The sequence below is a fragment of the Anatilimnocola aquadivae genome, assembly GCF_049819085.1.
Classification (GTDB): Bacteria; Planctomycetota; Planctomycetia; order Pirellulales; family Pirellulaceae; genus Anatilimnocola.
The window spans coordinates 4528665-4554652 of record NZ_CP187419.1; the positions used below are offsets into that span (position 1 = coordinate 4528665).

Annotated in this window: 19 protein-coding genes; 9 read left to right on the plus strand and 10 right to left on the minus strand. The window is 58.2% G+C overall.

Features of this window, described 5'->3' with window-relative positions:
• Window positions 1-132: 132 nt before the first annotated feature.
• Window positions 133-1443: an alkaline phosphatase D family protein gene (locus tag NA78x_RS17910; protein ID WP_425613741.1), complete on the plus strand. Its 1311-nt coding sequence runs from the start codon at window positions 133-135 to the stop codon at window positions 1441-1443.
• Between the two features lie 157 nt (window positions 1444-1600).
• On the opposite strand, the gene NA78x_RS17915 is transcribed toward NA78x_RS17910, so the two are convergent.
• The 8 genes from NA78x_RS17915 to NA78x_RS17950 form a co-directional block, all read right to left on the minus strand.
• The gene (locus NA78x_RS17915; RefSeq protein WP_425613742.1) at window positions 1601-2938 is read right to left on the minus strand and encodes a DUF1552 domain-containing protein; all 1338 of its coding nucleotides are present in this window, start codon (window positions 2936-2938) and stop codon (window positions 1601-1603) included.
• Window positions 2935-5337 (minus strand): DUF1592 domain-containing protein, encoded by a 2403-nt coding sequence (locus NA78x_RS17920; protein ID WP_425613743.1) that lies wholly within the window; start codon window positions 5335-5337, stop codon window positions 2935-2937. Before NA78x_RS17920 ends, NA78x_RS17915 begins: the two co-directional genes overlap by 4 nt.
• A gap of 149 nt (window positions 5338-5486) precedes the next feature.
• The gene (locus NA78x_RS17925; protein WP_425613744.1) at window positions 5487-5903 is read right to left on the minus strand and encodes a VOC family protein; all 417 of its coding nucleotides are present in this window, start codon (window positions 5901-5903) and stop codon (window positions 5487-5489) included.
• Between the two features lie 2 nt (window positions 5904-5905).
• Entirely contained in the window at window positions 5906-7165 is a 1260-nt protein-coding gene (locus NA78x_RS17930) for a TIGR00300 family protein (RefSeq protein WP_425613745.1), read from the minus strand.
• A 255-nt stretch (window positions 7166-7420) separates the two neighbouring features.
• Entirely contained in the window at window positions 7421-7810 is a 390-nt protein-coding gene (locus NA78x_RS17935) for a Dabb family protein (protein ID WP_425613746.1), read from the minus strand.
• Window positions 7811-7895: 85 nt separating this feature from the next.
• On the minus strand, window positions 7896-8354 hold the full coding sequence (locus NA78x_RS17940; protein ID WP_425613747.1) for a type II toxin-antitoxin system VapC family toxin: 459 nt from the start codon (window positions 8352-8354) through the stop codon (window positions 7896-7898).
• The gene (locus NA78x_RS17945; RefSeq protein WP_425613748.1) at window positions 8354-8602 is read right to left on the minus strand and encodes a DUF1778 domain-containing protein; all 249 of its coding nucleotides are present in this window, start codon (window positions 8600-8602) and stop codon (window positions 8354-8356) included. Before NA78x_RS17945 ends, NA78x_RS17940 begins: the two co-directional genes overlap by 1 nt.
• Before the next feature lie 95 nt (window positions 8603-8697).
• Window positions 8698-9240 carry a pyridoxamine 5'-phosphate oxidase family protein gene (locus tag NA78x_RS17950; RefSeq protein ID WP_425613749.1) on the minus strand — a complete coding sequence of 181 codons (543 nt, stop codon included), beginning with the start codon at window positions 9238-9240 and terminating at the stop codon, window positions 8698-8700.
• Window positions 9241-9385: 145 nt separating this feature from the next.
• On the opposite strand from NA78x_RS17950, the gene NA78x_RS17955 reads away from it, so the two are divergent.
• On the plus strand, window positions 9386-12457 hold the full coding sequence (locus tag NA78x_RS17955; protein ID WP_425613750.1) for a PVC-type heme-binding CxxCH protein: 3072 nt from the start codon (window positions 9386-9388) through the stop codon (window positions 12455-12457).
• 1229 nt (window positions 12458-13686) lie between these two features.
• Here the strand turns inward: NA78x_RS17955 and NA78x_RS17960 are convergent.
• Window positions 13687-15069 (minus strand): DUF1552 domain-containing protein, encoded by a 1383-nt coding sequence (locus NA78x_RS17960; protein ID WP_425613751.1) that lies wholly within the window; start codon window positions 15067-15069, stop codon window positions 13687-13689.
• 10 nt (window positions 15070-15079) lie between these two features.
• On the minus strand, window positions 15080-17725 hold the full coding sequence (locus tag NA78x_RS17965; protein WP_425613752.1) for a DUF1592 domain-containing protein: 2646 nt from the start codon (window positions 17723-17725) through the stop codon (window positions 15080-15082).
• Between the two features lie 696 nt (window positions 17726-18421).
• On the opposite strand from NA78x_RS17965, the gene NA78x_RS17970 reads away from it, so the two are divergent.
• From NA78x_RS17970 to NA78x_RS18000, 7 genes are all read left to right on the plus strand, one after another.
• Complete coding sequence (locus tag NA78x_RS17970; protein ID WP_425613584.1) at window positions 18422-18712, plus strand: hypothetical protein; 291 nt, start codon at window positions 18422-18424, stop codon at window positions 18710-18712.
• Entirely contained in the window at window positions 18700-19632 is a 933-nt protein-coding gene (locus tag NA78x_RS17975; protein ID WP_425613753.1) for an ISAzo13 family transposase, read from the plus strand. Before NA78x_RS17970 ends, NA78x_RS17975 begins: the two co-directional genes overlap by 13 nt.
• Before the next feature lie 384 nt (window positions 19633-20016).
• Window positions 20017-21885: a tetratricopeptide repeat protein gene (locus tag NA78x_RS17980; RefSeq protein ID WP_425613754.1), complete on the plus strand. Its 1869-nt coding sequence runs from the start codon at window positions 20017-20019 to the stop codon at window positions 21883-21885.
• A gap of 3 nt (window positions 21886-21888) precedes the next feature.
• A complete protein-coding gene (locus tag NA78x_RS17985) occupies window positions 21889-22404 on the plus strand; it encodes a DUF2752 domain-containing protein (protein ID WP_425613755.1) in 516 nt (171 codons plus the stop codon).
• 4 nt (window positions 22405-22408) lie between these two features.
• Window positions 22409-23224: an alpha/beta fold hydrolase gene (locus tag NA78x_RS17990; protein WP_425613756.1), complete on the plus strand. Its 816-nt coding sequence runs from the start codon at window positions 22409-22411 to the stop codon at window positions 23222-23224.
• A gap of 211 nt (window positions 23225-23435) precedes the next feature.
• Window positions 23436-25082 (plus strand): hypothetical protein, encoded by a 1647-nt coding sequence (locus NA78x_RS17995; RefSeq protein ID WP_425613757.1) that lies wholly within the window; start codon window positions 23436-23438, stop codon window positions 25080-25082.
• Between the two features lie 20 nt (window positions 25083-25102).
• Window positions 25103-25981, plus strand: coding sequence for a hypothetical protein (locus NA78x_RS18000; protein ID WP_425613758.1), 879 nt, complete (start codon window positions 25103-25105; stop codon window positions 25979-25981).
• Window positions 25982-25988 lie beyond the last annotated feature (7 nt).

Below are 25988 nucleotides of genomic sequence, written 5' to 3' on the forward strand. Positions count from 1 at the left end.
TCAAGGTTATCGCTTTCGGCAATTGCCCGGCGTTAAGACATTTCTCTGCTCCTTCATTTTGCGCATCCTGAGCCTGGGTAAACTGTTGCTTTGTGAATCATCCTTTCACCGGCCCACTCCCGCGAGCTTCCCATGTCGCAGCCTTTGTCGCGTCGCAACTTTGTGATTGGTTCCAGCGCCGCGCTCGCAGTGTCATCGGCAGCTGAGGTTACCTCGGCTGCGGTACCGGCAGAGGAAGTCATGGGCCCGCTGCTGGGGCACGTCGACGATACCACCGCCCACTTCTGGGCGAGAATCGCCAGTGGTGGTGAATACACGTTGGAACTGCGGACCGTAGGAGACGGCAGCCAGCCCGTGACTTCGGTCGCCCGGTTCACGGAGCGGGCCGACTTCACCGGGCATTGGTCTTTCGCCGATTTGCAGCCTGCAACCAAGTATCGCTATCGGCTATTAGGCACCGGCGGTGAGATCGAGGGGCACTTTCACACGGCGCCCAGTCCCGCGGTTCCCAGCAAGGTCAGCCTCGTTTTGGGCTCGTGCGCAACCGAAGACGAAGGCTCGCGCGGTGTTTGGCGGCGGATCCTCGCCGAGAAAGTCGACGGTCTCGTTCTCTGCGGCGATACGCCTTACATCGACAGCACCGACCTGACGAAACAACGCCAGCGATATCGCGCCTTCAGCGCCGTGCCCGAGTTTCAAGGCATCGCCAAGTCGCTGCCGGTGTGGGGCACGTGGGACGATCACGATTTCGGCAAGAACGATGCCGATGGTCGTCTGAAAGGTAAAGAGAACGCGCTGCAAGCCTTTAAGGAGTATCGCGCGAATGCCAACTTCGGCGAAAATGGCGTCGGCATCTTCACCAAGTTTCGCTTCGGTCCCGTCGAAGTCTTTTTGATCGATGCACGCTGGTTTGCGAACACGGGGCCATCGCCGGTCGATGAGAAGAAGCCAACATTACTCGGCAAGGCGCAGTTCGACTGGCTACTGGGCAGTTTAAAGGCATCGACCTCGCCGTGGAAAGTGCTGCTCACGGGCATCATCTGGGACGCCAAGACGAACGGCGAAAAGGATCACTGGGAAACTTACGCTCACGAGCGCCGCGCAATCTTCGATTTTATTCGCCAGGAAAAGATCAACGGCGTCGTTCTCTTCGGCGGCGATATTCACGTGACTCGCGTGCTGCGCTACGACGCCGAGAAAACCGTCGGCTACCCGCTCTATCAGTTCATCAGCTCGCCGATTCACGACCGCATCTTGCCGAAGCTCAACAACCCGCATCCGGACTTGATACATTCTGCCGTCAAGCCGCACACGTTCCTCAAACTGACCTGCGACTCCACGGTCGAAGATCCAACGCTCACCGCCAGGTTCCTCAACAGCGACGGCGATCTACTGTTCGAAGAAATCAAGCTCTCGCTGAAACAGACTTCGCACGCAGTGTGAGACGTGCCATCATCAATCGCCACCGCCCCTGCGGCGGTGGTTCATTGGCTTGTGCACTAGCTACCGATAATGGCGAGGCTCGCCACAAATAGTGCGCAAGCCGCTAAACCCCCGCGGCAGGCCGGCGGGTCCCGCGGGCGAATGGGATCAAAGGACGTTACCCGTTCAGTTGCTTCAGCGCGCCGGTGCTGTCGCCGAGGAACGGCAGGCGAACGTCCATTCGCTCGAGCATCGAGAGCCAGAGGTTGTTGAGGGGCGTTTCGTTCTGATACTTGATATGGCGACCGGTTTGAATGGTGCCGCCGCCACGACCGGCCAGCAGGATCGGCAGGTTATCGTGATTGTGGGCGTTGCCGTCCGAGTTACCGCTGCCGTAGGCAATCTGGCAGTTATCGAGCAGCGTGCCGTTGCCTTCGGGAATCGACTTCAGCTTCTTCAGCAGGTAAGCAAGCTGCGAAGTGTGGAAGGTATTGATGTCACGAATCTTTTCCTTCTTCTTCGCATCGTTGCCGTGGTGCGACAGGTCATGGTGACCTTCGCTCACACCAATGAACGAGTAAGGCTTGTTGCTTCCTTCGTTGGCGAGCACAAACGTCGCGATGCGGGTGACGTCGGTCTGGAAGGCCAGCACCATCAGGTCGCACATCAGGCGAATGTGCTCTTCGTAATTACCGGGGACGCCAGCAGGTGCCGCGAAATCAGGCGTCTTCACTTCGGGCAAGTGAGCGGCCCGCTCGATCCGCTGTTCGATATCGCGCACGGCGGAGAAATATTCATCGAGCTTGCGGACGTCGCTATTGCTCAGTTTGCCGCTGAGGTCTTTCGCATCTTCGCGAACGAAATCGAGCACGCTCTTCCGCTTGCGATCTCGCTCGACGCGCTCCTTGGCGGGCGTGGTGGTGAACATCCGTTCGAAGATCAGCTTGGGATTCACTTCCTTCGGCAAAGGCTGAGTGGCCGAGCGCCAAGCCATGGTCGAAGAATAGACGCAGCTATAGCCCGAGTCGCAGTTGCCGGCCATCGAGCCTTGTTCGCAGCCCAGTTCGAGCGAGGCCAAGCGAGTTTGATCGCCCACGCGCGACGCGGCAACCTGGTCGACCGAGATGCCGCTGCGGATATCGGTACCGTCGGTCTTGCGTGGTTGTGCCCCCGTCAAGAAAGCGCCCAGCGCGCGGGCGTGATCGCCGCCGCCGTCACCATGCGGGCGAGCCTTGTCGGCGGTGAGACCGGTGAGGACGTTGATATCACCACGCACTTCTTCCAGCGGCTTCAAGATGTGCGGCAACTCGAAACTGGTCCCTTCAGCTGTGGGTGTCCAGTCGGCCATGTTCTTGCCGTTGGGCACGTACAAAAAGGCCATGCGTACCGGGGCCGTGGCCGACTTTGCCGGGTTGGCATCCGCGGCCCACGAAGAGACCGAGCCCATGGCTTCGAGCCAGGGCAACGTGAGTGAAACTCCAAGACCACGCAGCACGGTTCGGCGGGAGATCGTCATTTGGCAGGATCCTTTCCTCGGCGGTTGCGAAACGGTTCGCTCTTGGCGATTTCAATGACCAGGCGGGAGAATTTGTAGTCGTCGGCGGCGAGGCTGGCGACGATCTTCTGAACGGTGGGACGGTCGTAGTATTCCAGGCCGCGACCAAGGCCGTACGTCAACATTTTCTCTGACAGGTTGCGGGCAAACAACTCTTTTTTGCTCTGAATGATCTTCTTCAGCTCGCCTGGGCCCGAAAAAGACTGCCCATCCGGCAAAGTCCCCGCGGGATCGATCTTTTGCTTGTCATCTTCCCAGCGATACTTGCCGACGGCATCAAAATTTTCGAAGGCAAAACCGATCGGGTCCATCTTCGCATGACAGTTCGCACAGGCCGGGTTTGCCATGTGTTGAGCCATTCGTTCGCGGAGCGTACCCTTCAGTTCGGCACCTTCTTTCAACTCTGGCACATCCGGCGGCGGAGGCGGCGGCGGTGTACCAAGGATCTGTTCCAGCACCCAGCGACCGCGCTTGACGGGCGACGTGCGTGTGGGGTTCGAAGTCACTGTTAGCACGCTAGCCATCGTGAGCAGGCCGCCCCGTTGATCGTCGGCCAGTTTTACCCGGACGAATTCTTCGCGGGGAAGCTTCGGCAGGCGAGGACGGCTTTTCTGGGTGGCCCAGGTAGTTCCCTGGTCATCGAGAATGCCGTAATGCTGGCCGAGTCGTTCGTTCAAATAGGTGAAGTCCGCGGCAATCAAATCTTGAATGCTGCGATCTTCTTGCACCACGGCCAGAAAGAACAGCTCGGTCTCTTTGAGCATGTCTTGCCGCAGGCTGTCGTTGAATTCCTTGAACAGCGCCTTGTCGGGCGAGTGCATCTGCAGTCGGCCCAGTTGCAGCCATTGCACGGCAAAGTTCTGGTACAGCGAAACCGCTTTGGGGTCCTTCAGCATCCGCCTAACCTGCGGCTCTAGATTCGCCGACAACTCACCCTTCCAGGCCAGCTTCAACAGTTCATCGTCGGGCATCGAACTCCAAACGAAGTACGACAGGCGCGAGGCAAGTTGAAACTCGTCCAGTCCGCGCGACTCCGGCGCTTCGGGCCGGTCATCGAGTTCCAGGCGAAACAGGAACTTGGGCGAGACGAGCACTGCTTGCATCGCCAACTGCATTGCGGCTTCCCACTTCTCACCGCTTGAGATGGCCGCTTCGGCCAATTGGCACAGGCGATCTATTTCAACCGGTGTGGCCGGGCGACGATAGGCCCGCGAGGCAAATCGCGAGAGAACTTCGCGCGTCTGTTCGGCCTGCGGCTTATCGGGCGTGCACTTCAGCAATTTCAACTGCGTCGCCGGACGCATATCCTTCGGGCCGGTGAGCGCGAAGTTCTCGACGTGCAAGGTCTGCAGTGGTTCGCCTTCGGCAGTTTTTAGCAGGCCCACCGACATTCGCTCCATCCCTTCCGGCAGGGTGAAATCGATTTCCAGGTTCTGAGCCTTCTTGTCCTCGCGAGCTTCGACGGTGAATTCCTTCAAAATCTTGAATGAGCGAAAGGCCTTCACGCCGCCGACGATCTTCTCGCCAATTTCCGGTGCATCGGCTTCGGGCAAATCTTTCCCTGTAGCCATGAAGACCACCTTCACCGGCGCTTGGCCCTCGGTCGTGGCATAGGCACGAACGCGAAATTGATACTCGCCGGGCGGCAGATTTTGATAGGGAGTGTGGAGCGGGCCCGTGAACTGCGGAGTTTCGTCCTTCGCGCTGATAGGCCGCCATTTTTGCTTCGGTACGTTACCGCCCGCTGGTTCCAAGTACTGACCACCTTGCCAACGGCTGGGCGACTTCGGCGGATCGACCACAATCGCCCGCTGCATGATTCCCTCGGCGGCGGCCAGATAGCGTTCCATGAGCACGGGCGAAAGCGTGAGCACGTCGCCGATGTTGTCGAAGCCGTGACCAACGTCGTCCGAAGGGAAATCCTCAGCCGGATTGAAATCAACGCCGACCAGATCGCGAATCGTGTTGTTGTATTCGGTGCGATTCAGCCGGCGAACGGTCACTCGGCCCGGATCGGGCTTGGCGTTCTGATCGGCCTTGAGGAAGACACCTTTCACGGCTGTGAGAAACGCCGTGGTCTCACTCGCCATTGGCTGGGGCTTGTCCTTCGGCGGCATCTCCCCCGCCTCGACCATATCGACCACACTCTCCCAAACCTTGCGCCCCTTGATGATCGACAACTCGTCCTTGAACGAGTGCAGAGCCACATCGGCCTTGGCTTCCTTTTCGCCGTGACACTTCAGGCAGTTTTGGGCGACGTAGCCGAACAGATCCTTCGAAAGGTCCGATTTTTCTTGCGACCACGCTGCAGAAGTCAGCAAGGGAAGCATCAGCAAGGCGGACAAGCAACCAGAACGCATAGGCGGGCTCTGCTCACAGAAGGCGGGATCGTCGAACGATGGCAGGAGAGGTGGGAGCGTTCATGATAGCCTTCCCCGCAGTCGCAGGAAAGCGCGAAGCGACGGCAAATCGACCGCAAAACCGCTAATCCCCCCGCCGCTAGGGCTGGTCACCCTAGCGAAGACTCCTCAATTCCCCAGATCTTCGGCGTGCTGAATTCCAGGCTGTTGCCCGAGGGATCGCGAAAGTAGATCGAGCGGCCACCTTGGGGCCAGTGATAAATGCTCTCAATGGCCACGCCTGCTCGGGTAAGTTGGTCGTGCCAGGCATCGAGTTCGTCCTCGCGCACGCCAAAGCAAACGTGCCCCGAGCCATGAGTGCCATGCGCGGGAATCGCCCCGAGCGGCTTGCTGCTTTCTTGGGGATCGAACAGCAGGAGCATGCGATTGCCGACGCGAAAGAAGATGTGCCGCTCGTTCTGCTCAGCAGCGACAACCAGCCCGAGGACTTCGGTGTAGAACTTGCGAGCCTTGTGCAGGTCTTCGACACACAGGCACGTTTCGAGAATGTGTTCGACGCGTTTCATAGTCAGGCTGTCTTCTCCAAGCGGTCGACTTCCGCGACAAGCGAGCGAAAGAACGGTTCGACATCGGTAACCAGGCCCACCGTTTGAAATGAACCGCGGTCGCCCAACTTGATGACTGTCGACGGATTAATGTCGACGCACACCACTTTGACCCAGGCGGGCAGCAAATTGCCGACCGCGATCGAGTGCAACGTCGTGGCAACCATCAAGCAGAACGAGACATCGCGCACTTGCTCGCGCATGATGCGTTGCGCTTGGAGCGCATCGGTCACGACATCGGTCAGCGGGCCGTCGTCGCGAATGCTGCCGGCGAGCAAGTACGGTACGTCGTGCTTGACGCATTCATACATAATGCCGCTTTTCAGCTCGCCCTTCTCTACCGCCGGCTTGATGCCACCCCAGCGACGAATGCGATTGATGGCCCGCAGATGATGCTCGTGCCCTGCTTCGACAATGTCGCCGCAATCGAGTCGCACGCCCAAGCTGGTGCCAAACAGCGACTGTTCGATATCGTGCGTGGCGAGCGCATTGCCGGCAAACAGGCGGTGAATGTAGCCCCGGCGAATGAGTTCGCACACATGCTCGACACTACCGGTATGCACAATCGCCGGACCACCAACCAGCAACGACTTGCCACCTGCTTGCTTGGTGCGGACGAGTTCGATTGCAACTTGCCGAATCGCCACTCCCTTGGGCTTCTCCGTCGATACCGGGCTGTTCATGAACTCAAAGCCATGCTGCGTCTGCTGACGTTCGGGCGGATGCACGCGTGTACCGGCATGACCGACAACGTACATTTCACCCTTCTTCACTTCCGTCATCGCGCGGCAAGCAGCGGTGTTGGCTGTGGGGTCAACGACCACGCCACAGTCCATTTCTTGCAGATCGACTTCGACCCACTGTCCCGCCAGCCGAACTTCGGTCCGTTGATTCGTGCTGCTATAAAAGCCTTCCGGAAAGACGCCGCCCATATCCGCAGCGACCAGCCGACAATCGGCACCCGAGACCGTAACGGCACCATGATCGGCAATGACCGCGAGGATGGCTTGTAGCCGCTCATCACTCGGGGCACTCACCTCTAGCAGCGCATAGCTGGGGTCCTTGCGCGCCTGACCCACGGTGATCCGCTCGATTTTGAATGCACCGCCGGCCGCGGTGATGCAATCAAGGATCTTGGGCAAAATCAGGCTATCGATGATATGGCCCGAAACTTCGACCTGTTCGGTAAAGACTTCGACCGCTGGCTGAGTTTTCTTTGGCATGCATCGCCTCCTGACGTATTCTACGCGGCCTGAGAGTACCTCGCGCGTCCCTACGCTGGCGCTTCCGGCTCAGGCCTAGGGAAAGAGAATCGCGGATACTCCGGCTCAGAAAGGGAGGGGTTTTGTCGTCCGTCAGTGGCGGCCGCGCACGTAGCAATGATCGGGCTAGCTCAGAGGTGAGGGACAAGAAATGCGAACGGCCGCACAAACACGATGTGCGACCGTCACAAATTCCAAAGGAACGAGTCCTCTTGCTTACTCGGCAGCTTTGGTCGTCACATACGAATCGAAGACGCGCACCTTGCTCCACAGAGCCTTGTTCTCTTCGATGAACTTGTTATGGCGAGGGTGAGGCGCATACTTTTCGTATGCGGCCTTGTTCTCGAACACGATGTGCAGGGCCACCTGAAAGCCCTTGTCGTTCACTTCGCGATCGAGATCCTTGGCGAGGGCGCCCACGGAGAAATACACCGCACCGTCGTGGCCCGACAAATACTTCTCGCAGCCGTCGATCAGCTTTTGCTGATTCTCGGGCGTATCGCTAGCGAGCGTAAAAAACACCATGTGCGCCAGCTGCGGTTCCGCCGCCGAAACAAAACCAGCGCTCAAGGCCAAGCACACCAACGCATAAAGCAAGCTTTTCATCACAGCTTCTCCAGAACAATCGAGAGGGACATAGAGTCCGCAATTATTGGCTGGTCGTGATGAGAAGCCAAGGAGGGAGAGCCCGTTAGCTCGCAGGAGGATTGAGTAACAGAGAGCTTGGCTCGATCACTTGCACAAACGGAAATCGCTTGAAGTCGGCACCGTTGAAGGTGAGCAAGTGGGTTACCGAATGGCGCTGCATGGCCGCTGCCAGGCGAGCATCGTGGGCTTGTTTGCCTTTGACGTCTAATGCAGTAACGAGCGGGTACCAGAATTCGAAAACGGTTCGTTCATCGCGAAGAAACCGAAACATATGCTGAAACGATTGAATATTTGAGTTGGCTTGTGCGACCGATAGCCCGATTCCGTTTTGGGCCACTGGACGAGTCACCACAGCCCAGTACTCGTAGAAGATCTGTGGTACGACGACCAACTCTTCGCCTAGCTCCAAAAGCATTTCGACTGCCTTGTCAGCCAGTTGGTGCTGTTGATGACCGGTCTCTGTCAGACGAAGCAGAATGTTGGTATCGAGCAAGACTCGCATTAGTCGTAGATGCTATCTCGGCTATCGTCGAAGTTTGGATTGTGCGACGTCTGCTGCGCGATGAATGCGCGATACTCTCTCTTTCGTTGCTCCTGAGATCGCTGCTCTGCGGGCAGTAGCCCTGCATTTCGTTCAGCTATTCTGGATTGAACGGCCTGCCAGATGAATTCCGAAACATCCGTACCTGTCGCTGCGGCAGCTTCCTCGAGAACCGCCTCTCGTTCCGGTGATAAATTGACCTGGATCATGTCTCAGCCACAAACGCTGGAAAACTTTGGACGAAGCACCAATTTGAATTCTATCTCAAAAGTGCCTGCAAGGTCAAAACCAGGTTTGGTCAACATTACCCCAGCGTGCCGTGCTTGCCCGTCGTATCGATGCGGGTGCCGGTGACGACCGCTTTCAGCAGGTTCAGCATGTAAGAAGTATTGCTGGGGCCATCCCAGAATTCTGCGGAACCGACGTGAACGCGGAGCAGCGCCAGATTCGGATCATCGGGCCCGGCTGGGTACCAACCTTTGGCATGAATGTTCCACAACTCGTGTGCCTTCTCGGGATTTCGTTCGCTACGCGCGGTACCAGTCACGACAACGTAGCGGTTCTTGCTGGGAGCGGCATAGGTGATGAGCACGTCCGGATTCGCCTCCAGCTCCGCGACCTTCACCGATTCGGCGTCGGTCATAAACCAGAGCGTGCCGTCGAAATCTTTGGCATCGAGCTTTTGCGTGTACATCGGCCGAGCATGAGGTTTGCCGCCGCGAGGGAACGTCGTCAGCATGGCCACGCGAATGTCGCTGATGAGTTCAGCCAGCTTTTCGATATCTCCGTGCGACTCTTCGCCGGTGGCGTTGTTGTTGTGAACGGTTTTTTGAGCGGATGCGGTCATGAGCGAGCGCCTGTAATCGGTTCGTGTAAATGCCAGTGATATGACTCTTCCGCCTATCTGCAACGCTCGTGCCTTGCCACGAGCAATTCCGTCAGCGATTATTCAGGCTCATTGATTCAAGGGCTTGTCCAAGGCGTAAACTGGTATGTCAGACGATTCACAGCAGCGGCACAGCAAGCAGCGGGCTTGGTTACGACTATCCGTTTTCGTCCTGTTAACGTCGCTTGCGGTTTGGGCAGTAACGGGCAGTGATGCGCGCACGCAAACCCCGGCACCTCCCCCTGCTGCCGCAAAACAACCCGCGGAGCCCGAAGTCGACGAACCGCTGTCGCCGCTCGAAGCAGCGCGGACGATGATCGTCCCTGACGGCTTTCAAGTCACCCTGTTCGCTGGCGAACCGGACGTGCAACAGCCTGTGGGCTTCTGCATTGATGATCGCGGCCGATTATGGGTTGCCGAGGCTTACAACTATCCGCATCACGGCACCAAAGGTGGCGACCGAATCCTCATTTTCGCAGACAGCGACAACGACGGCACCTTCGACAAGCGGACCGTCTTTTACGACAAGCTGAATTACGTCACCGGCATCGAAGTCGGTTTTGGCGGCGCGTGGGTCATGTCGCCGCCGTACTTCTATTTCATTCCCGATAAAAACGGCGACGACAAACCCGATAGCGAGCCGCAGGTGCTCCTTGATGGCTTCGGCAATCATGCCAATTCGCACAATCTGGCCAACGGCTTTTCCTGGGGCCCCGATGGCTGGCTCTACGGCACCCATGGTCGCACCAACTGGTCGCTCATCGGCAAGCCGGGCACCGCAAAGCAAGATCGCGTTCGCTTCGACGGCGGCGTCTATCGCTATCATCCGGTTACGCACGAATGGGAACCTTACGCCGACGGCACGACCAACCCCTGGGGCATCGACTGGAACGACTACGGCGAAGCGTTCGTTTGCAACTGCGTCAATCCACACTTGTTTCACGTTATCTACGGCGCGCATTACGAACCGTGGCGCAATCGCGAATCGAGTCAATTCGCCTACGAGCGGATCGATACCATCGCTGACCACCTGCACTTTGTCGGTGCCTGGAATGTGCGCGATGGGCTGAACTCGGCTGCAGAGGACAAGGCCGGCGGTGGTCACGCCCACTGCGGGACCATGGTTTATCTCGGCGACAACTGGCCCGACAAGTACCGCAACACGCTCTTCACCAACAACATTCACGGCAAGCGAATCAACAACGACATTCTGAAGCGCTCCGGTTCGGGCTACACCGCCTCGCATGGCGCCGACCTGATGCGCTCGAAAGACGCCTGGTACATGGGCGTCACTCTCCGCTACGGCCCCGATGGCTCGGTCTTCGCCAGCGATTGGTCCGATACGGGGGAGTGCCACAGCGTAAAGAACACCCGCCGCGAAACAGGCCGAATCTACAAGATTTCGTACGGCCAGCCGAAACGCGATACGGTCGATCTTGCGACGCTCAGCGACAAAGAACTCGTCGCGAAGCAGCTACACAAAAATGACTGGCACGTACAGCACGCGCGCCGCCTGTTGCAGGAGCGGATGGCTGCAGGGCAAGACATGACTGACGTGGCCAGCCAATTGCGCACCATGTTTGCCGAGCAAGTCGATGTGCCCAAGAAACTGCGGGCTCTGTGGGCTCTGCAAGCCATCGGTCAGCTGAACGACGCCCTGCTGATTGAGCAACTGACTCACGAGAACGAATACATCCGCGCCTGGGCCATTCGGCTGTTGTGCGAAGATCGCGAGCCCCCTGCTGCGGCCCTCGATCGATTTGCGATGCTCGCCGCCCACGACACATCGCCTTACGTTCGTTTGTACCTGGCCAGCTGCCTGCAACGCTTGAAAGCCGCTGATCGCTGGACCATCGCCGAAGCTTTGCTGCAACGCACGGAAGACAACAGCGATGAGAACCTGCCGCTGATGAACTGGTATGCCATCGAACCCCTCGTCGACAACGACGCGGAACGATTCGTCTCGCTGGCCGGCGTTACCGAGTTGCCACTCGTGGCCCGCCACATTGGCCGGCGAATCGCTGGCATCCCCAAGGCCAAGGAAGGCCTCACCGCCGCCGTGAAGTTGCTCGGCACCACGAAGGGCGAAGTGCAGCGGGAACTACTCACCGGCATCATCACCGGCCTGGAAGGTCGCCGCAGCGTGCCCATGCCAGAATCGTGGCCCGCGGCATTCGTCAGCTTGAAGGAGCGGCGCGACGATCGCCTGCTGGAGCAAGCGGTACAACTCGCGTTGATCTTCGACGACCCTACCGCTCTCACGCTCCTGCAATCGCAGGCTGCAGACATCAAACTTGTACCCGCGATTCGCAACCGCTCGATTCAGGCACTCGTAGCCAAGAAGGCCGCGAATCTTGACTTGCTCCTCATCAAGCTCGTAGTCGACCCCGCCGTCGCGACCGCGGCGCTGCGCGGCTTGGCCGAGTACGAAAACCCAGAGACCCCAGCCGTCATCCTCACCAGCTACAGTCAACTTTCGAACCCTGCCCGGCAAGATGCCCTCCAAACCTTGGCCTCGCGCGCTCCCTGGGCCATGAAGCTGGTCGATGCCATGGAAGCCGGCAAGATTGCCCGGAGTGAAGTGACCGCTTACACGGCTCGGCAACTCTTCAGCTTGGATAATGCCGAACTGACCTCGCGCGTGAAAACCGTCTGGGGAGAACTGCGCGAGACCTCAGCCGACAAGCAGCAACAGGTGGCCAACTTCAAACGGCGGATTCCCGTCGAATCGCTCGCGCGGGCCGATCGGGCGGCGGGTCGAGCCCTCTTTCAGAAGACGTGCGCCAACTGCCACAAGTTTTTTGATGCGGGCGGCAAGATCGGTCCCGACATCACCGGTTCGCAGCGGACAAATCTCGACTACCTGCTGCAAACGCTGGTCGACCCCAGCGCGGCCGTGAATAAGGACTACCAGATGCAGGTGATCGCGACCGCCAGCGGGCGAATCATCACGGGACTCGTTGTCGATGAGTCCAAAACTGCCGTCACCATCCAAACCGTGAACGAAAAAATCGTTGTGCCTGCCGATGAGATCGAAGAGCGCAAGCTATCGCCGGTTTCCATGATGCCCGACGGTCTGCTGCAGAACCTCTCACTCGACCAGGTTCGCCAACTATTGGCCTATCTCATGGGCCCCGATCAAGTCCCTCTCCCCTTGGAAGCCAACGCACCCAAATAGCACTTGTCGACTGAGCTGACGGGTACCGGCAATGGTCGCCAATTTAGTAGTCCCCGATTTTTCGTGTTCACAAACCGACCGGCTTGGCGAGCACAACCTGCAATAATCCTCGGGAAATACGCACAATCCTGTTCAAAGACCTGCCAGGTTTGTGAACACCCCCAAGTTTAGTGAGAGGGCAATCTGTCGCTCACCAAGCACACCGAAATGTCCAAGATCCCGCAGGGGTTGTTGGACAGGCACTCATTCCTGAAATTCGCCGGAAGTGGCGACAGCCTTGTCTCTTGCGACTCGCAGGCAACTTTTCGCACTCATCCTTTTTGTCCAACAACCGGCCCCCTCGTAGTCATCTCGCTCCGTCGAGATGACAGGTCACTGCAACTTCGGCTTCCACCGAACAAACCTCGCGCGCATGACGCAACTCAACCGCGCTGCGCGGGCAACCACTTCAACCACCACATTTGAAGAGAACGTCCCGATATTTTTGCAACGTGCTGATCGTTTGTCAACTATTTCGGCAACTCCCTTCCAGAATTTTGGACACACAGTTTGCCGGGGGGCTGCGTGCGTCTAGGCTCGTTATCACCGTGACGGGCCTCTCGTGCGAGGGTAATATGGCGGGCATGAAGTTTAGTTTGCGCACTGCTTTGATCTGCCTCGGCGTAGCACCCCCTCTCGCTGCTGGGCTAATCTATTTTTTTTCATCCACCTGGGAATTGTGGTCGCTATTATTTGCACTTGGGCCGCTAGTGCTTCTCGTGCTTTTACCGCTACTGATGATGGAGTTGCCGCCGCTGCTGTGGCGGTTATTCCGAAACAAGGGCGGAAAGAAGTGAGCGTGCCGCGAGTCATTGACGTCGTGTAGCTTCCGTTGCCGTTTGTTTCCTGTGCCGACCGCGTTACCACAAAGCTCTGGGCAGTATCTTCAGCAGGCACACACGCGTTTTTAGCAATGAAGTTAAGGGCAGAGCAATTCATGTCCACAACCATAGCCGGTGCGAGCTGCGCAGCGTTTCTGGCATACTTTGCCAGCAAGACCGCTGCCTACAATCAGCTGCGTGGTAGCCCAAGGGATGCCGCTCTGTTGAAGTCATTTTGGATTGGCACAGGGCTGATAACGGGTTCGATTATTGGCCTCTCCGCCAATCTCCGCAAAAGCTCCTCGGCAGAATGAAACGAGATTCACTCGTAGCTCAACGACAGACCGCATGAGCAGCAAGCCACAACACCTAAACTCGATTCAACGTCCCCGTAACTCCCGCGAACGAGTCGGTTTCGACGCCGAAGCGTTGCAAGAGCGTGGTGAAGAGGAGAGCGAGAGCTTCTTCTTGAACTTTGGCGTCGCTTTGCCAGCCGGCATCGGTATCGATCCCCGCGCCTGCCTGGTTATCTTCGTTCCCTTTGCCAAACTTGAGATACCGGCCGTTGGTGAAGCCCAGGTTTTTTCCGCCGGCGGAGATGATCGGGTAGTTGCGCGACAGGTGGAAACTGCTCGACGCGGAACCATGCATCGCGAACGTGTTGTCCAGCATGTTGCCGTTGCCAGTCGGTTCGGGCGTCTCCTTCAGCCGCTGTACAAAGCGGCCGAACTCTTCGGCCTGATAGCGATTGTAGGTGCCAAGATTCTTCCAGCCACCCGGTTCCTTGACGGCATGTGTCAGCCCGTGAGCGCCGTTCAATCCGACCGCTTTGGATAACAGATCGTGCGGCCCTTCGCCGTTCTCTCGTCCGAGTTGGAAGGTCGCGACACGCGTGGAATCGCTGAGGAAAGCGAGATAAATCAGCTCATACATCGTCTGAAAGTAGAGCCGGGCTTCCTCGGGGGTAGCTTCCAAATGGAGCCTGCTGGTGTCGATCACCGGAATCGGCGTATCGATCCACTTCTGTGCTTTCGCCAGCTTGAGTTCGGTATCGCGCACGGCATCCAGATACTGCTTGAGCGTTTGTTGGTCCTGTTTGGAAAGGGACTTTTCGAGCGACTTTGTATTCGTGATGAGCAGGTCCAGGGCACTCTTGCTGCGGGCCAGTCGGGCGTGGGCGTCCTTGCCGCTGGTCACAAACAGCGTGTCGAAAATCTGCTTCGGCTTGTTCATGGCCGGAATCGGGCGGCCTTCTTTGTTGTACGACTGCGTCTGTGCGCCGCGGGGACCACCGATGCCGCCGTTGGTCGACATCACGAGCGATGCGTGCCGGGTGAATTCACCCGCATGTTCGGCAATGGCTTGGTCCAAGGAAATGGAGTTCTTGTAAGGACCATCGCCGCCGATATCCGCGCCGGTCAGGTACTGATCGGCGTTGGAATGGCCATGCACTTTGCGTGCAGCCGGGTGCGACAGCCCGGAGTAAATGGTGATTTCACTGCGCAGCGGCTCAAGCACGTCGAGAACCTTCGTCAGCTCGAAATCCTTCTCGCCGCCGCGTGGGAACCAGCTCCAATCGCTCCACGCCGGATCCGACTTGAGCGGCAGACCGACACCATCCGGATGATAGACACTCAGGAAGCGCTTCGGCGTGACGCTCGCAGTCGCGTTGGCAACGGCCAACGATTCGAGCCACGGCAAGGCGAGCGCGACGCCGGCACCACGCAGGAAGTTTCGACGATTCAAGCTCATAGGTCTATTTCTATTTCGAGTTGAATAGGTTGCTGTTCACGACCAAATGTATCAAGTCTGTCAGTCGATCGCCCCTTTTCCTGAACTGGGCGGTCAGGCCATCGACATCCGCATGATCGGCAAAAGTCAGCGGCCGACCAAGAGCATAAGCCGACATTTTGTGAGTCATGGCACGGGCAAATTGATCCTGCCGTTCTGCCAGCAGGTACCGCTTGAGGCCATCCACCCCAGCTAACTCCTGCTTGTTAAACAGGGCCGAAGTTGCATCCACGGGCTTGTTCTTGATGTTCGTGCGCCAGCTCCCCAGGGCATCGTAATTCTCGAATGCGATTCCCCACGGATCGATGCGAGAATGACACGAGATGCAGGCCGGCTTGCTGCGATGGTCGGCGATCCGCTCCTTGAGGGTCATCTCCAGGATGCGGGGATCGGTGAGATCGACTTTGGGCACGTCGGCCGGCGGTGGCGGTGGTGGATCCTGCAGAATACGCTCCAGCAACCAGACGCCCCGCTTAAGCGGATGCGAATCAGTGCCGTCGGAATTCATCGTCAACAGTCCGGCAGCGGTCAAGATGCCGCCACGATGCGTTTCGCCGTTGCTAGGCACCTTGCGAAAATGAGGCCCGAACACACCCGGTACACCATAGTGCTGGGCCAGACGCTCGTTGACGACGACATAATCGGAATGCAAGAAGTCCAGCACGCTGCTGTTGCTACGCAGGGCTTCTCGAAAGAATTCGATAGGCTCTTGCCGCATCGCTTCGCGTAACGCGGTGTCTTTCACATGCGTAACGCTGTCCATTCCGTCCAGCCCCAGCCATTGCTCCACAAAATGCCGCGAGAAGCGCTCCGCCCGCGGGTCGGCCAGCAGGCGATCGACCTGCAGCTTCAAGACGGCTGAATCCTTGAGCTTACCTTGCGCGGCGAGTTGCAGCAGTTCCTGATCGGGGACGCTCGACCAGAGAAAAAACGACAGTCGCGTCGCCAGTTCCTGGTCGCTGATCGTGTCGCGTTTTTCCGCAGCGGGTTTTTCGGCAACAGGTTTTTCCGCCACGGGCTGCCGTGCGACATCAGCGGCCGATCTTTGAGTCAGGTAGAGAAACTCGGGCGAAGCCAGCACCGTGGCCAAGACTTCCAACATGGCCCCTTCGAACGTGTCGAAGTCCGGACGATACTTGGCGAATAGTTCCAGGAAGGGAACGACTTCTTCGCCAGCAATCGGACGTCGCCACGCACGCTCCAAGAAGCGAGTGAGCACTTCTCGCCCGTAAACTTGCTCATCGCTCTTGTGCTTGCTCTCGAAGAAGATCTGGAGATGACTTTGCGGCGGCCACTGATCGAAGTGCGGGGCGCTGACTTCGAAGTAATCCATGACCACCTGCAGCGGTTCTTTGCCGCCGCGCGTGCTGGCTTCGTTGCGGATATGCAAAAACTCATCGCGCCGGGGGAAGGTGGTTTCCAATTTGCGAAAAGGGTTGCGCTGAATCTCGCTGAGCGGAATGTCGAACTCGAGAAACTCTGGTTTGTCGGCCGGTGCCGTAACGGGCAAGTCCCGCTCGCTGACGACTTGCGAGAAATTGGCGTTGTTGCTGGTATGGGCACTGAAGATCAGGCGTAGCGAAGCGTGCTCATTCGGCTCGTTCGTTGTCCGCCCCGCGCGAATCCGCACGCGCATCGTCCCTTCATCGGGCAGAAAGCGATCCAGATTCATTTTCAACTCGCTGGAACGCGGCAAGATGAATACGACGGGAGACGCTTCCGGATTGTGTCCCGCCAGTGCGCCTGGACTGGGAACTGCGTCGCCCCCGGAGACCTGAACTCCGTCTCCCGTTGCCTGGTTGAGCAGATGGGGCCTGTTCCGGTGGTTGCGGTAGTTTTCGTCAGCCTTGTTGAACCGTTTGGTTTTGTCGCCCTTCACGTTGTTCATCATTTCCTGCATTGAAATGAGGTAAGTGACAGGCGTGGGACGTTCTCCTCGAACGGTCACCCGCTGTAACGCTTTCAGGCCCAACTCGCGATAGGCCTCGAACTGCATCGCCGACATTTGCAGCAGATCCGAACTGTTCTTGAAGCCGTCCTCCGACGCCGTCTCCGGAGGCAAGCTGTTGGCGATTGCGTAGGTCAAGCCGAGGAGGTCTTGCAGGGCATAGTTGTATTCGTACTTCGTCATCCGGCGAAATGACGAATGCTCCGCGCGGCTGCGGCGAACCAGCGAAGCCTTGCTCATTTCGTCACTCAGCCAATCGACGATCGTTTTTCGCTCGCCGTCGGGCAGTCGATACTCAGCTTCGTCTTCGGGCGGCATCTCGGAGTTGCTGAGGACCTTGTAGATGCCACGCCAGCGATCGACATCGGGGCCAGTCAACAAGTCAGGATTCAAGCGGTCGATACGAAGATTCGCCATGGTCGACTCGGGACCATGGCAAGCGATACACTTCTTCGCCAGGACCGGCCCAATCGACTTATGAAATTGATCCAGATTGGCAGTCGGAATCTCCGGACTCGCTTCCTTCTTGGAGATCTCTTTCAGGAACAAAGATTTCGTTCGCCCCGCCTCGCGGACTTCGTCCCAAGTTAGCGGCGTGACTGGTTCCGCGGCCAGCAAGCAGCAACCATTTGCGTAAACGAAAAGAATCGCGACGATCAGAGTGCGCATGGGTTGATTGGCATTACGCGCCGGTTCTGAGGTAGGTGGACGTTGTTGGGACGATCCCAAACATTGCGTTCAATCGGAGGGAGCGGCTTCGGTCGACCTGAAACCGCTTGAGGAGGGTCCGTCTATCCTAGCATCCCGGCCCTTGGAGTGCACAAGTCTCTGAGAACGGATCTCTGAGAAGGTGATTCCGCCGAAACGGGCCTACCCAACTTTCACGCGATGGATGGCAATGGTCGGGACTGAAGGCGGTAGATTGTTGAGATCAACTGGAGGAAGCAATCCACTCTCACGCTTTGCCTTGGTCTCCTTTAAGCTTGGTAATTCTAAATCGAGGGGCATCTCCAGAACAAACGATTCGGGTCGTTGTCCGTCTGACCAAATCTCAATACGCGATGCAACCAGAAATCTGCCGGCATAGCCCATCCACGTTGGATACAGACTAACGCTTGCAACGAGCTTTTCTCCGGGCGTAACAACCTGAGGCTGCACTTGCTGCACAATCAAGGGTGATCCAGGACCAAGCTGCCTGCCGTCTTGAAACACGCGAATTGTATAGTAGGGATTTGGAATCGTCACAAACTTGTTCTCGACTCCGCAATTAGTGAAGCTAAGGGCCAAACGCGAAATAACTTCCTTTGGTACTGTCGCATGATAATCTGAAGGGGGGCATGGAGTCAGTCACAGGAGGGCTCAACGATGAAGGTTTATCGGGCAACGGTCGAGCGGCAGATGGTGAAGGTGTATGGGGCGTTATCCGAGAAGGATCGGCGACGCTACGCGGCGGTCGAAGCGGTGAAGCTCGGGCATGGCGGTGTGCAGTACATCGCCGATTTGTTTGGTTGCGATCCCGACACGATTCGCCACGGCGCGGAGGACATCGAGCAGCTGCCGGAGGACGAAGCTGCGGGACGCGTTCGCAAAAAAGGGGAGGCCGAAAGCCAGCTAGCGTTGCGCAACCGGAAATCATTCCTGCAGTGGAAGCCCTGATCGAGCGCGACACGGCCGGTTCGCCCGTCGACGAAAACATTCGCTGGACGAACCGCTCGGTTCCTGAATTGGCGGAGGAGTTGCAAGAGCAAGGCTTTGAGATTGGTCCCGATGCGTTGCGGCGAATCTTGTTCGACGAGCTTGGTCTCTCGCGGCGACAGGCGTACAAGGACGAAGCGGCGTGTGAGTTTGAACATCGCGACGAGCAGTTTCAATTCATTGCCAAGCTCCGCGCCAAGTACGAGCGGAACGATTGGCCGGTGCTGAGCATCGACACGAAAAAGAAGGAAATTCTCGGCGATTTCTTTCATCCGGGCCGAGCGATCACCGATGGCCGCGTGGTCGTGCAAGATCACGACTTCGTGACTGCCGAGCAACGACTCGTTCCTTACGGCGTGTACGACACTCGCCGCAACGAAGCGTTCATGTACTTGGCCCGCGGCGCCGACACCAGCGAACTCGCTTGCGATGCGATCCGTCGGTGGTGGGAGCGAATGGGTCGGGAACATTACTGGTACGCGCCGCGACTGTTGTTGCTGTGCGACTGCGGCGGCAGCAACGGGTGTCGCCAGCATCGCTTCAAGGAAACGCTATGCCACCTGGCCCATGATCTGCGCTGCGACGTGCAGGTGGCTCACTACCCGCCGGGCTGTTCGAAATACAATCCCATTGAGCATCGCCTCTTCTGTCACGTCTCGCGCGCGATCAAGGCCGTGGTGCTCAAGACCATTCAAGTTGCGCGGAACTTTATCGCACGCACTCACACGACGCACGGACTGCATGTCGTCGCGGAAGTTGCCCGCCGGATGTATCAGAAGGGAATCAAAGCCAGCCAAGCCTTCCTCGATCACAATCCCATTCGCTTCAATAGCTTCCTGCCCCAACTCAACTACACAGCGCCCGCCTTCAACCCGCTATGATCAAAAGCCGAAGTTATTTCGCGTTGGGTTCTAACGACGAAACCACGACTATCGTCTCGGACTGTCCAATCCACCTGAACACCACATATTGCAAGCATTACCATACTCCTTGGTTGTCGAACGGGCCACGAGTTGACCACCCTGCAGCTACCGGCGTACTCCGCTCACGCCGACATCATGTCACACAAGTCGCCAGTTTAGCCCACTCCGCCCCGACCTATTGCGCTTGCCGCCACGAAATGACCTGCGGTATTCTGATGGGGACGGGAAACTGGCCTGTCATCGACCCGACGAGGGGAGATTACAATGCTGGGAGCGGATTCATTCCCGTGGGTGATGCCTTGGGGATGAACGTCACGGATCAGGCAGGCAGAAGGGCCAATGATGAATAATCGCCGAACGAACGCAGCTTTCCTGGCAGTCGCCCTGCTCTCGATTTGCTTGGGCTGGTGCTCTTTCGCGCCGGCTGCAGATCCCTCCGGCAAACCGCAAGCCGATGCGGATGCCCGGGTCGCTGCGCTGATTGAGCAGTTGGGTGACGATGACTTTGCCGTCCGCCAGCGGGCCCAAGCGGTGCTCAGCCGGATGGGGCTCGAAGCTTTCGATGCACTGGTCGGCGCACAGAACCATCCGGTGATGGAAGTGCAGATGCGCTCGCGGTTTCTCGTTCGCGGCATGTCGGTCCGTTGGTTCGACGAAGCCGATCCGCCTGAAGTGGCTCGCGTGCTGAAGGCGTACGGCGAACAGTCGCCCGAAGAACGCGCCAGCCGCATGGATCGACTGGCGAATATGGAAGATATTCCCGGCCTGACGGCTCTTGTGCGGCTCGCGCGGTACGAAGTCGATCCGCTCCTCTCGAAGTACGCGGCGATCTTGATTTTGCGTCGTGCCGAACCAGCCACACCGGCTCTCAAGGCGCAAACGGTCGCGACCATCCACCAAGGCCTCGGCACCAGCAAGCGGCCAGCCATTCAATGGCTGCAGATCTATGGCCGCACGTTGTCGGATCCGGCCAGCACCGTTGCCGATTGGCAGGCAGCGATCGACAAAGAGAATGTCCTGCTGGCAGAGCAACCGACGCTCACCAGCCGCGCCTTGGTGCGAGACTTGTATCGCTGGCAGATCAAACTGCTGCAGCAATTGCATCGCGAACCCGAGGCCATAGCGCTCATGCGCCAGACCATCGAACTGCTCGATGGCGACCCCGCGCAAGTGACCGAGATCGTCGATTGGCTGATTCACCGCCAGGCCTGGGCCGTGGTGCTCGAAGTGGGTGACCGCTTTCCGCACATCATCGCCGACGATGCTTTGCTCCTGTATCTGCGGGCGCAGGCTTTTGTCGCCCTCGGCAAGGAAGACAAAGCGGCCGAGATGGCCAAGGCGGCTCTGCAACTGCGCAGCATGAACACGGAAGAGCATCTGCGCGTCGCTGCGTTGCTGGGCGATCGCGGTTTGTTTGACTATGCCGAACAAGAGTATCGCGAAGTGATGAAAACGGCCGCTGCCGGCTCAGTCGCCGATTTCAAAGCCCGTTTTCAGCTTTCCGAACAACTGCACGATCAGGGCCGTGAGTTGCAAGCTGCCGAAAGTCTGCAGCCCGCCATTGATCTGATGTACCCCGAAGGAGATGACGCGAAAGGCGAGGTCGCCCGAGACATTGCGATCCGCGCGCGTCGCGATCCCGATTCCGTTCGCTCACGCATGCACTACTTTTACTCGCGGCATTTTCACGAACAAAAGGATTTCGCCAAGGAAAAGGCCTCGCTCAGTAAAGCGATTGAATCCGATCCCACCGACGCCGACGTGTTGATTGGCCAATTCCGCCTGCCCAACCTGAATCAAGGCGAGCGACAAGAAGTCATTGATCAGATTGATATGACGGTCAAGGAGTTTCGCGATCAGGTCTCCGAATCGCGCGACAACGCCCAGGAAGCCCCCAACGAACAAATGCGGTCGCAATACAATTTGCAACTTGCGATGTCGTGCAATCAACTGGCCTGGCTGGTGAGCAACACCCGCGGTGATTTCGACGAAGCACTCAAGTGCAGCCAGAAATCGCTGGAAGTTCGCCCCGACGAAGGCGGTTACTGGGATACTCTCGGACGCTGCCACTATGCCAAGGGTGACTACGAGAATGCCGTCAAGACGCAAACGCAGGCGGTCAAGTTGCAGCCGCACTCGGGGCAGATTCGTCGCCAGTTAGCCTTCTTTGAAGAAGCACTCGCCAAGCAACGTGCTGCGGCAAAGCAGTAAGCGATGAGCACCGCTGCCGAGACATCGCAGGCTGAAGTGGCTCATGGGCCAGGCGTTTCGCCTGCTGCGCTGGGCGAAGGTCCAGCCACAGAGCTACTTCGCCCGGATTGGGCGCTGCACGTTTGGCTGCTGGTCGTTTCCGCTGCCGTCATGGCGCTGGCGGCAACGATGAGCATTCATCAAGTGGAGGAAGTTCGGCTGCCCTTCACTTGGTTTTCGTTGCCGGAGCTTTGCTACTTCCGCCGCAACACGGGGCTCGCCTGTCCGGGCTGCGGTTTGACTCGCTCGTTCATTGCCTTTGGTCACGGGCAACTACTCGCCGCCTGGCACTTTAATCCGGCCGGGGTCTTATTCTTTCCCATCGTGGTCTTTCAGATTCCGTATCGTCTGGCGCAGTTATTGCGATTAAAGCGCGGCCTACGACCGTGGAATCTAGGTACCATCGCCCAGGGCGTGTTTATTGCCCTGTTTCTGGTGATGGTCGTTCAGTGGTTGGCCAAAATTCTTTCACCAGGGTGATTTCGTGAGCAGTGCAAGCAGCAGTCAAGTTTCGGTCGGCGATCTGCAACTCCATGTCGTGCAGCAGGGAACGGGCCGCCCGTTGTTGCTCGTGCATGGCTTTCCGCTCGATCACTCGATGTGGCAAGGACAAATCTCAGCCTTGGCCAGTGACTACCGCGTCATCGCTCCCGACTTACGCGGCTTCGGTCAAAGTAGCGTGACGTCTGGCACTGCCACCATGCAGCAATATGCCGACGATCTGGCTGGTCTGCTCGACGCTCTAAAGATCACGGAACCGGTGGTGTTTTGCGGTCTCTCGATGGGCGGTTATGTCGCCTGGCAGTTCTTCGCCCGCCATCGTCAAAAACTGGCTGCCCTGATTGTGTGCGACTCCCGCGCTGTCGCCGACAACGAAAAGGCGGCAGCCGGACGTGTGGAAACGGCCGCCAAGGTGGAGAAGGAAGGAGCCAAGGTCGTGGCCGATGCCATGCTGCCGAAATTGTTCCCCGCGAGTGCCGTGGAAGCGAAGGCCGAATTTGTGACCAAGACCCAGGAAGTGATGCTTTCCGCGCCTCCCGCCGGTGTCGCCGCCGCCCTGCGTGGCATGGCCGAGCGTCCCGACTTTACTTCGCAGTTGCCAAAGATCGACGTCCCGACGCTCATCCTGTGCGGTGAAGAAGACGCCATCGCCCCTGCAGCGGAAATGAAGTCGATCGCCGGGGCCATTCCCGGCGGCAAGTTCGTCGGCATCGCCGGTGCCGGTCACATGGCTCCGCTCGAAAAGCCGGTTGAAGTGAACAAGGCCCTGCGCGAGTTTCTCGGCCAGTTGCCGAAGTAGGCAGCAGGCCAGCGAGTCGGTCGCGAACCAAGGATTGTCGATTCTTGCGACACTGTTGTCGGTTTTGTCGCTGAATTTGTTTGACACTTGGCAGCCCGCTCGTTAGCATCCCTGAAAGTTCGCGAGTCGAACCCCTTGTCATCTTCTCTTTATCTGCAGCAACTCTGCACGAGCAGCGGACTTGGGTTCTCGCAGCGCGGGGGGCTCCTGCATGAACCTGCTCACTTACCTTCGCTACCGCACCAGCGCTAGTGTGTTGCTTTTTGCGACAATCGTTCTGGGCTCATTGCCTCAGGCTAAGGCCGTCACTCCGGACAGTCCGGAAGTCAAAGCGGTACTCGAAAAGGCCTTCAAGTTTTTGGAAACGGCCGACGATCCGCGCCTCGGTGGCAAGTGTCTGATTGCTCTCGCCTTTTTGAAGAACGGGGCCGATGAATCGCACCCCAAGATCGAAGCGGCCGTGGCAGCCTGCCTTGCCGCCACCAATAAAGAGGCTGCGGCCATCAACAACGACCTGTACAGTACGGGCATCGCGATCATTTTTCTTTGCTCGCTGAACCCTAGCAAATACTCGGTCGAGATCCTCAAGCTGCGCGATTCGCTGTTAGTTCGGCAGAAGCCTCATGGCGGTTGGGGGTATCCCGAGCGCGAAACCGGCGACACATCCATGACGCAGTACGGCGTCCTCAGCTTTTGGGAAATCTCGAAAGTGGGACTTGGTACCGACATCGAATCGACCGAAAAGGTCGCCAACTGGATCATCCGCACGCAAGATCCCAACGGCAATTGGGGCTACCAAGGGAGGGAAGCCAACATTGTCGAAGAAGAGGGCAAAAAGCCTAAGATGGAACTGGTGAAGCAGGACGGTCAAAAGCTGAGCATGGGTGCGGCCGGCCTCGGCTGCACCTACATGGTGGCCGATCTGCTCAAGTTGAGTGAACTCACGACAGAACGTGACGCCAAATTGCCTCCCGCCCTACGTCCCGTCAAGCGCGAACAGGTGAAGGCACTTACCGACAAGGTCGAACTCCGGCTGATCAAGGCTGCGCAAGAACGCGGCCGCAGTTGGATGAGCAAGAACTACAAAATCGATCCGCCGGGTTTCACGTTCTATTACCTCTATGGTCTAGAGCGGTACCAAAGCTTTTTTGAAGCAGCCGAAGGTCGCTTCATCAAAGAGCCGCGCTGGTACAACGACGGCTTTGCCTATCTGAAGAAAGAACAACAGGAAGACGGAAGCTGGAAGGGAACGAACGAAGCGCTCTCCGCTCCCGATACCGCCTTTGCCGCGCTCTTTTTGCTGCGTTCGACGAAGAAGGCCATTGAACGCTCGAAAGCGTATGGCGAGGCGACCTTGGTTTCTGGCCGCGGACTTCCCGGCAATAGCCAGGACGTTTCGATTCGCGCGGGTCGCATTGTGCAATCAAAGGTTAACGTCACGCCGGGGCAATTGATCGACATTCTCCACACACCCGAGCATCGCGCGTTCAACACCGTCAGCGGCGATCTGGAAATGCTGCGCGAACGACTCTCGCCACTCACCGCCACTGAACAGGCACCTCACCTGGCTCGGCTGCGAACACTCGCCACGACCGGCGCCGCCGAGAGTCGCCTGGCAGCAGTACGAACCCTCGGCCTGGTGCGAGATTTGAACGCTGCAGAAGTGCTGATTGCATCGCTGGAAGATGCCGACTGGCGCGTGGTGCTGGCCGCCGATGACAGCCTGCGCTCAATTGGGCGCGTCGTCACTGCCAGTCCCCTGAGCGAGCAGCCGAACCCAACGGCCCGCGCAGAACTCGTCCAGAGTTGGAAGCTCTGGTTACTCTCCATTCGACCGGATGCGGAATTCCTCAACTAGTTCAAGCAGTTCGAGCTCGCATGACAGCCGGTACCACCTCTCCTCCACCGACGTCGCCGTCCACTGCAGCGGAGGTTGCCGCAGCTGCCAGCGAACCTGTTGTGGCGACCAAGAAGTCGAAGTCACCATTACTCATCATCGGGGCGACCGTCGGCTTGATACTAGTCGTGGGAATTGCGGCAGCAGCATTCCTGCTTCGCTCGGGACCTGCGGTTGTCGAAGTTGCCGCAAGTGCCCCCGTCGCTGCAGATCCTGGTCCACCGCCGGCACTGCCCGCGTTTGTTCCAAGTACGGCGACGAAAGAAGCCACGGGTGACGCTTCGAATAAGTTGATCACCGGAGTGCTGGCCGCCAGTGTGCGGATGCAATCGGGGAATCTTGTGGGCGCTGGAGAAGCGGCGGCCCCGCCCAGTTTCATCGTTCGCGGTGGAGCTACCGGCGAAGCAGCGGCCCTCGATCTGCCCAACCATGAGCGTTGGGAGTTGCAATTTGCCAACGGCACCACGCTGGAATCGTACGCGCGTCAACTCGACTATTTTCAAATCGAATTGGGGGTCATTGGTGGTGCGCCGACCGTCACCTATCTCTCCGATCTATCGAAGCCCCAGCCTCCGAAGCGGGAAGCACCGGGCAGTGCCGATTCGCGGCTGTACCTGATTTGGCAGCGTGGCCCGATGCAAGAAGCCGACGAGATTCTGGTGAAGCGTGCCGGCCTTGATCCGGCGGGGAAGGTACTCGCTCATTTTGTCCCGCCCGCCATGGAAGCCGAGATGTTGCGTGTGGAAGCCGAGCAAGCTCGTGTCAACAAATTCACCCGCATTCGCCGCACGGTCTTTGGCATTGAAGCCGCCGGACCCGATGCGTTTCGCCTGATCGTTACTCAGCAGAAGGGCGAATAGCGACGAG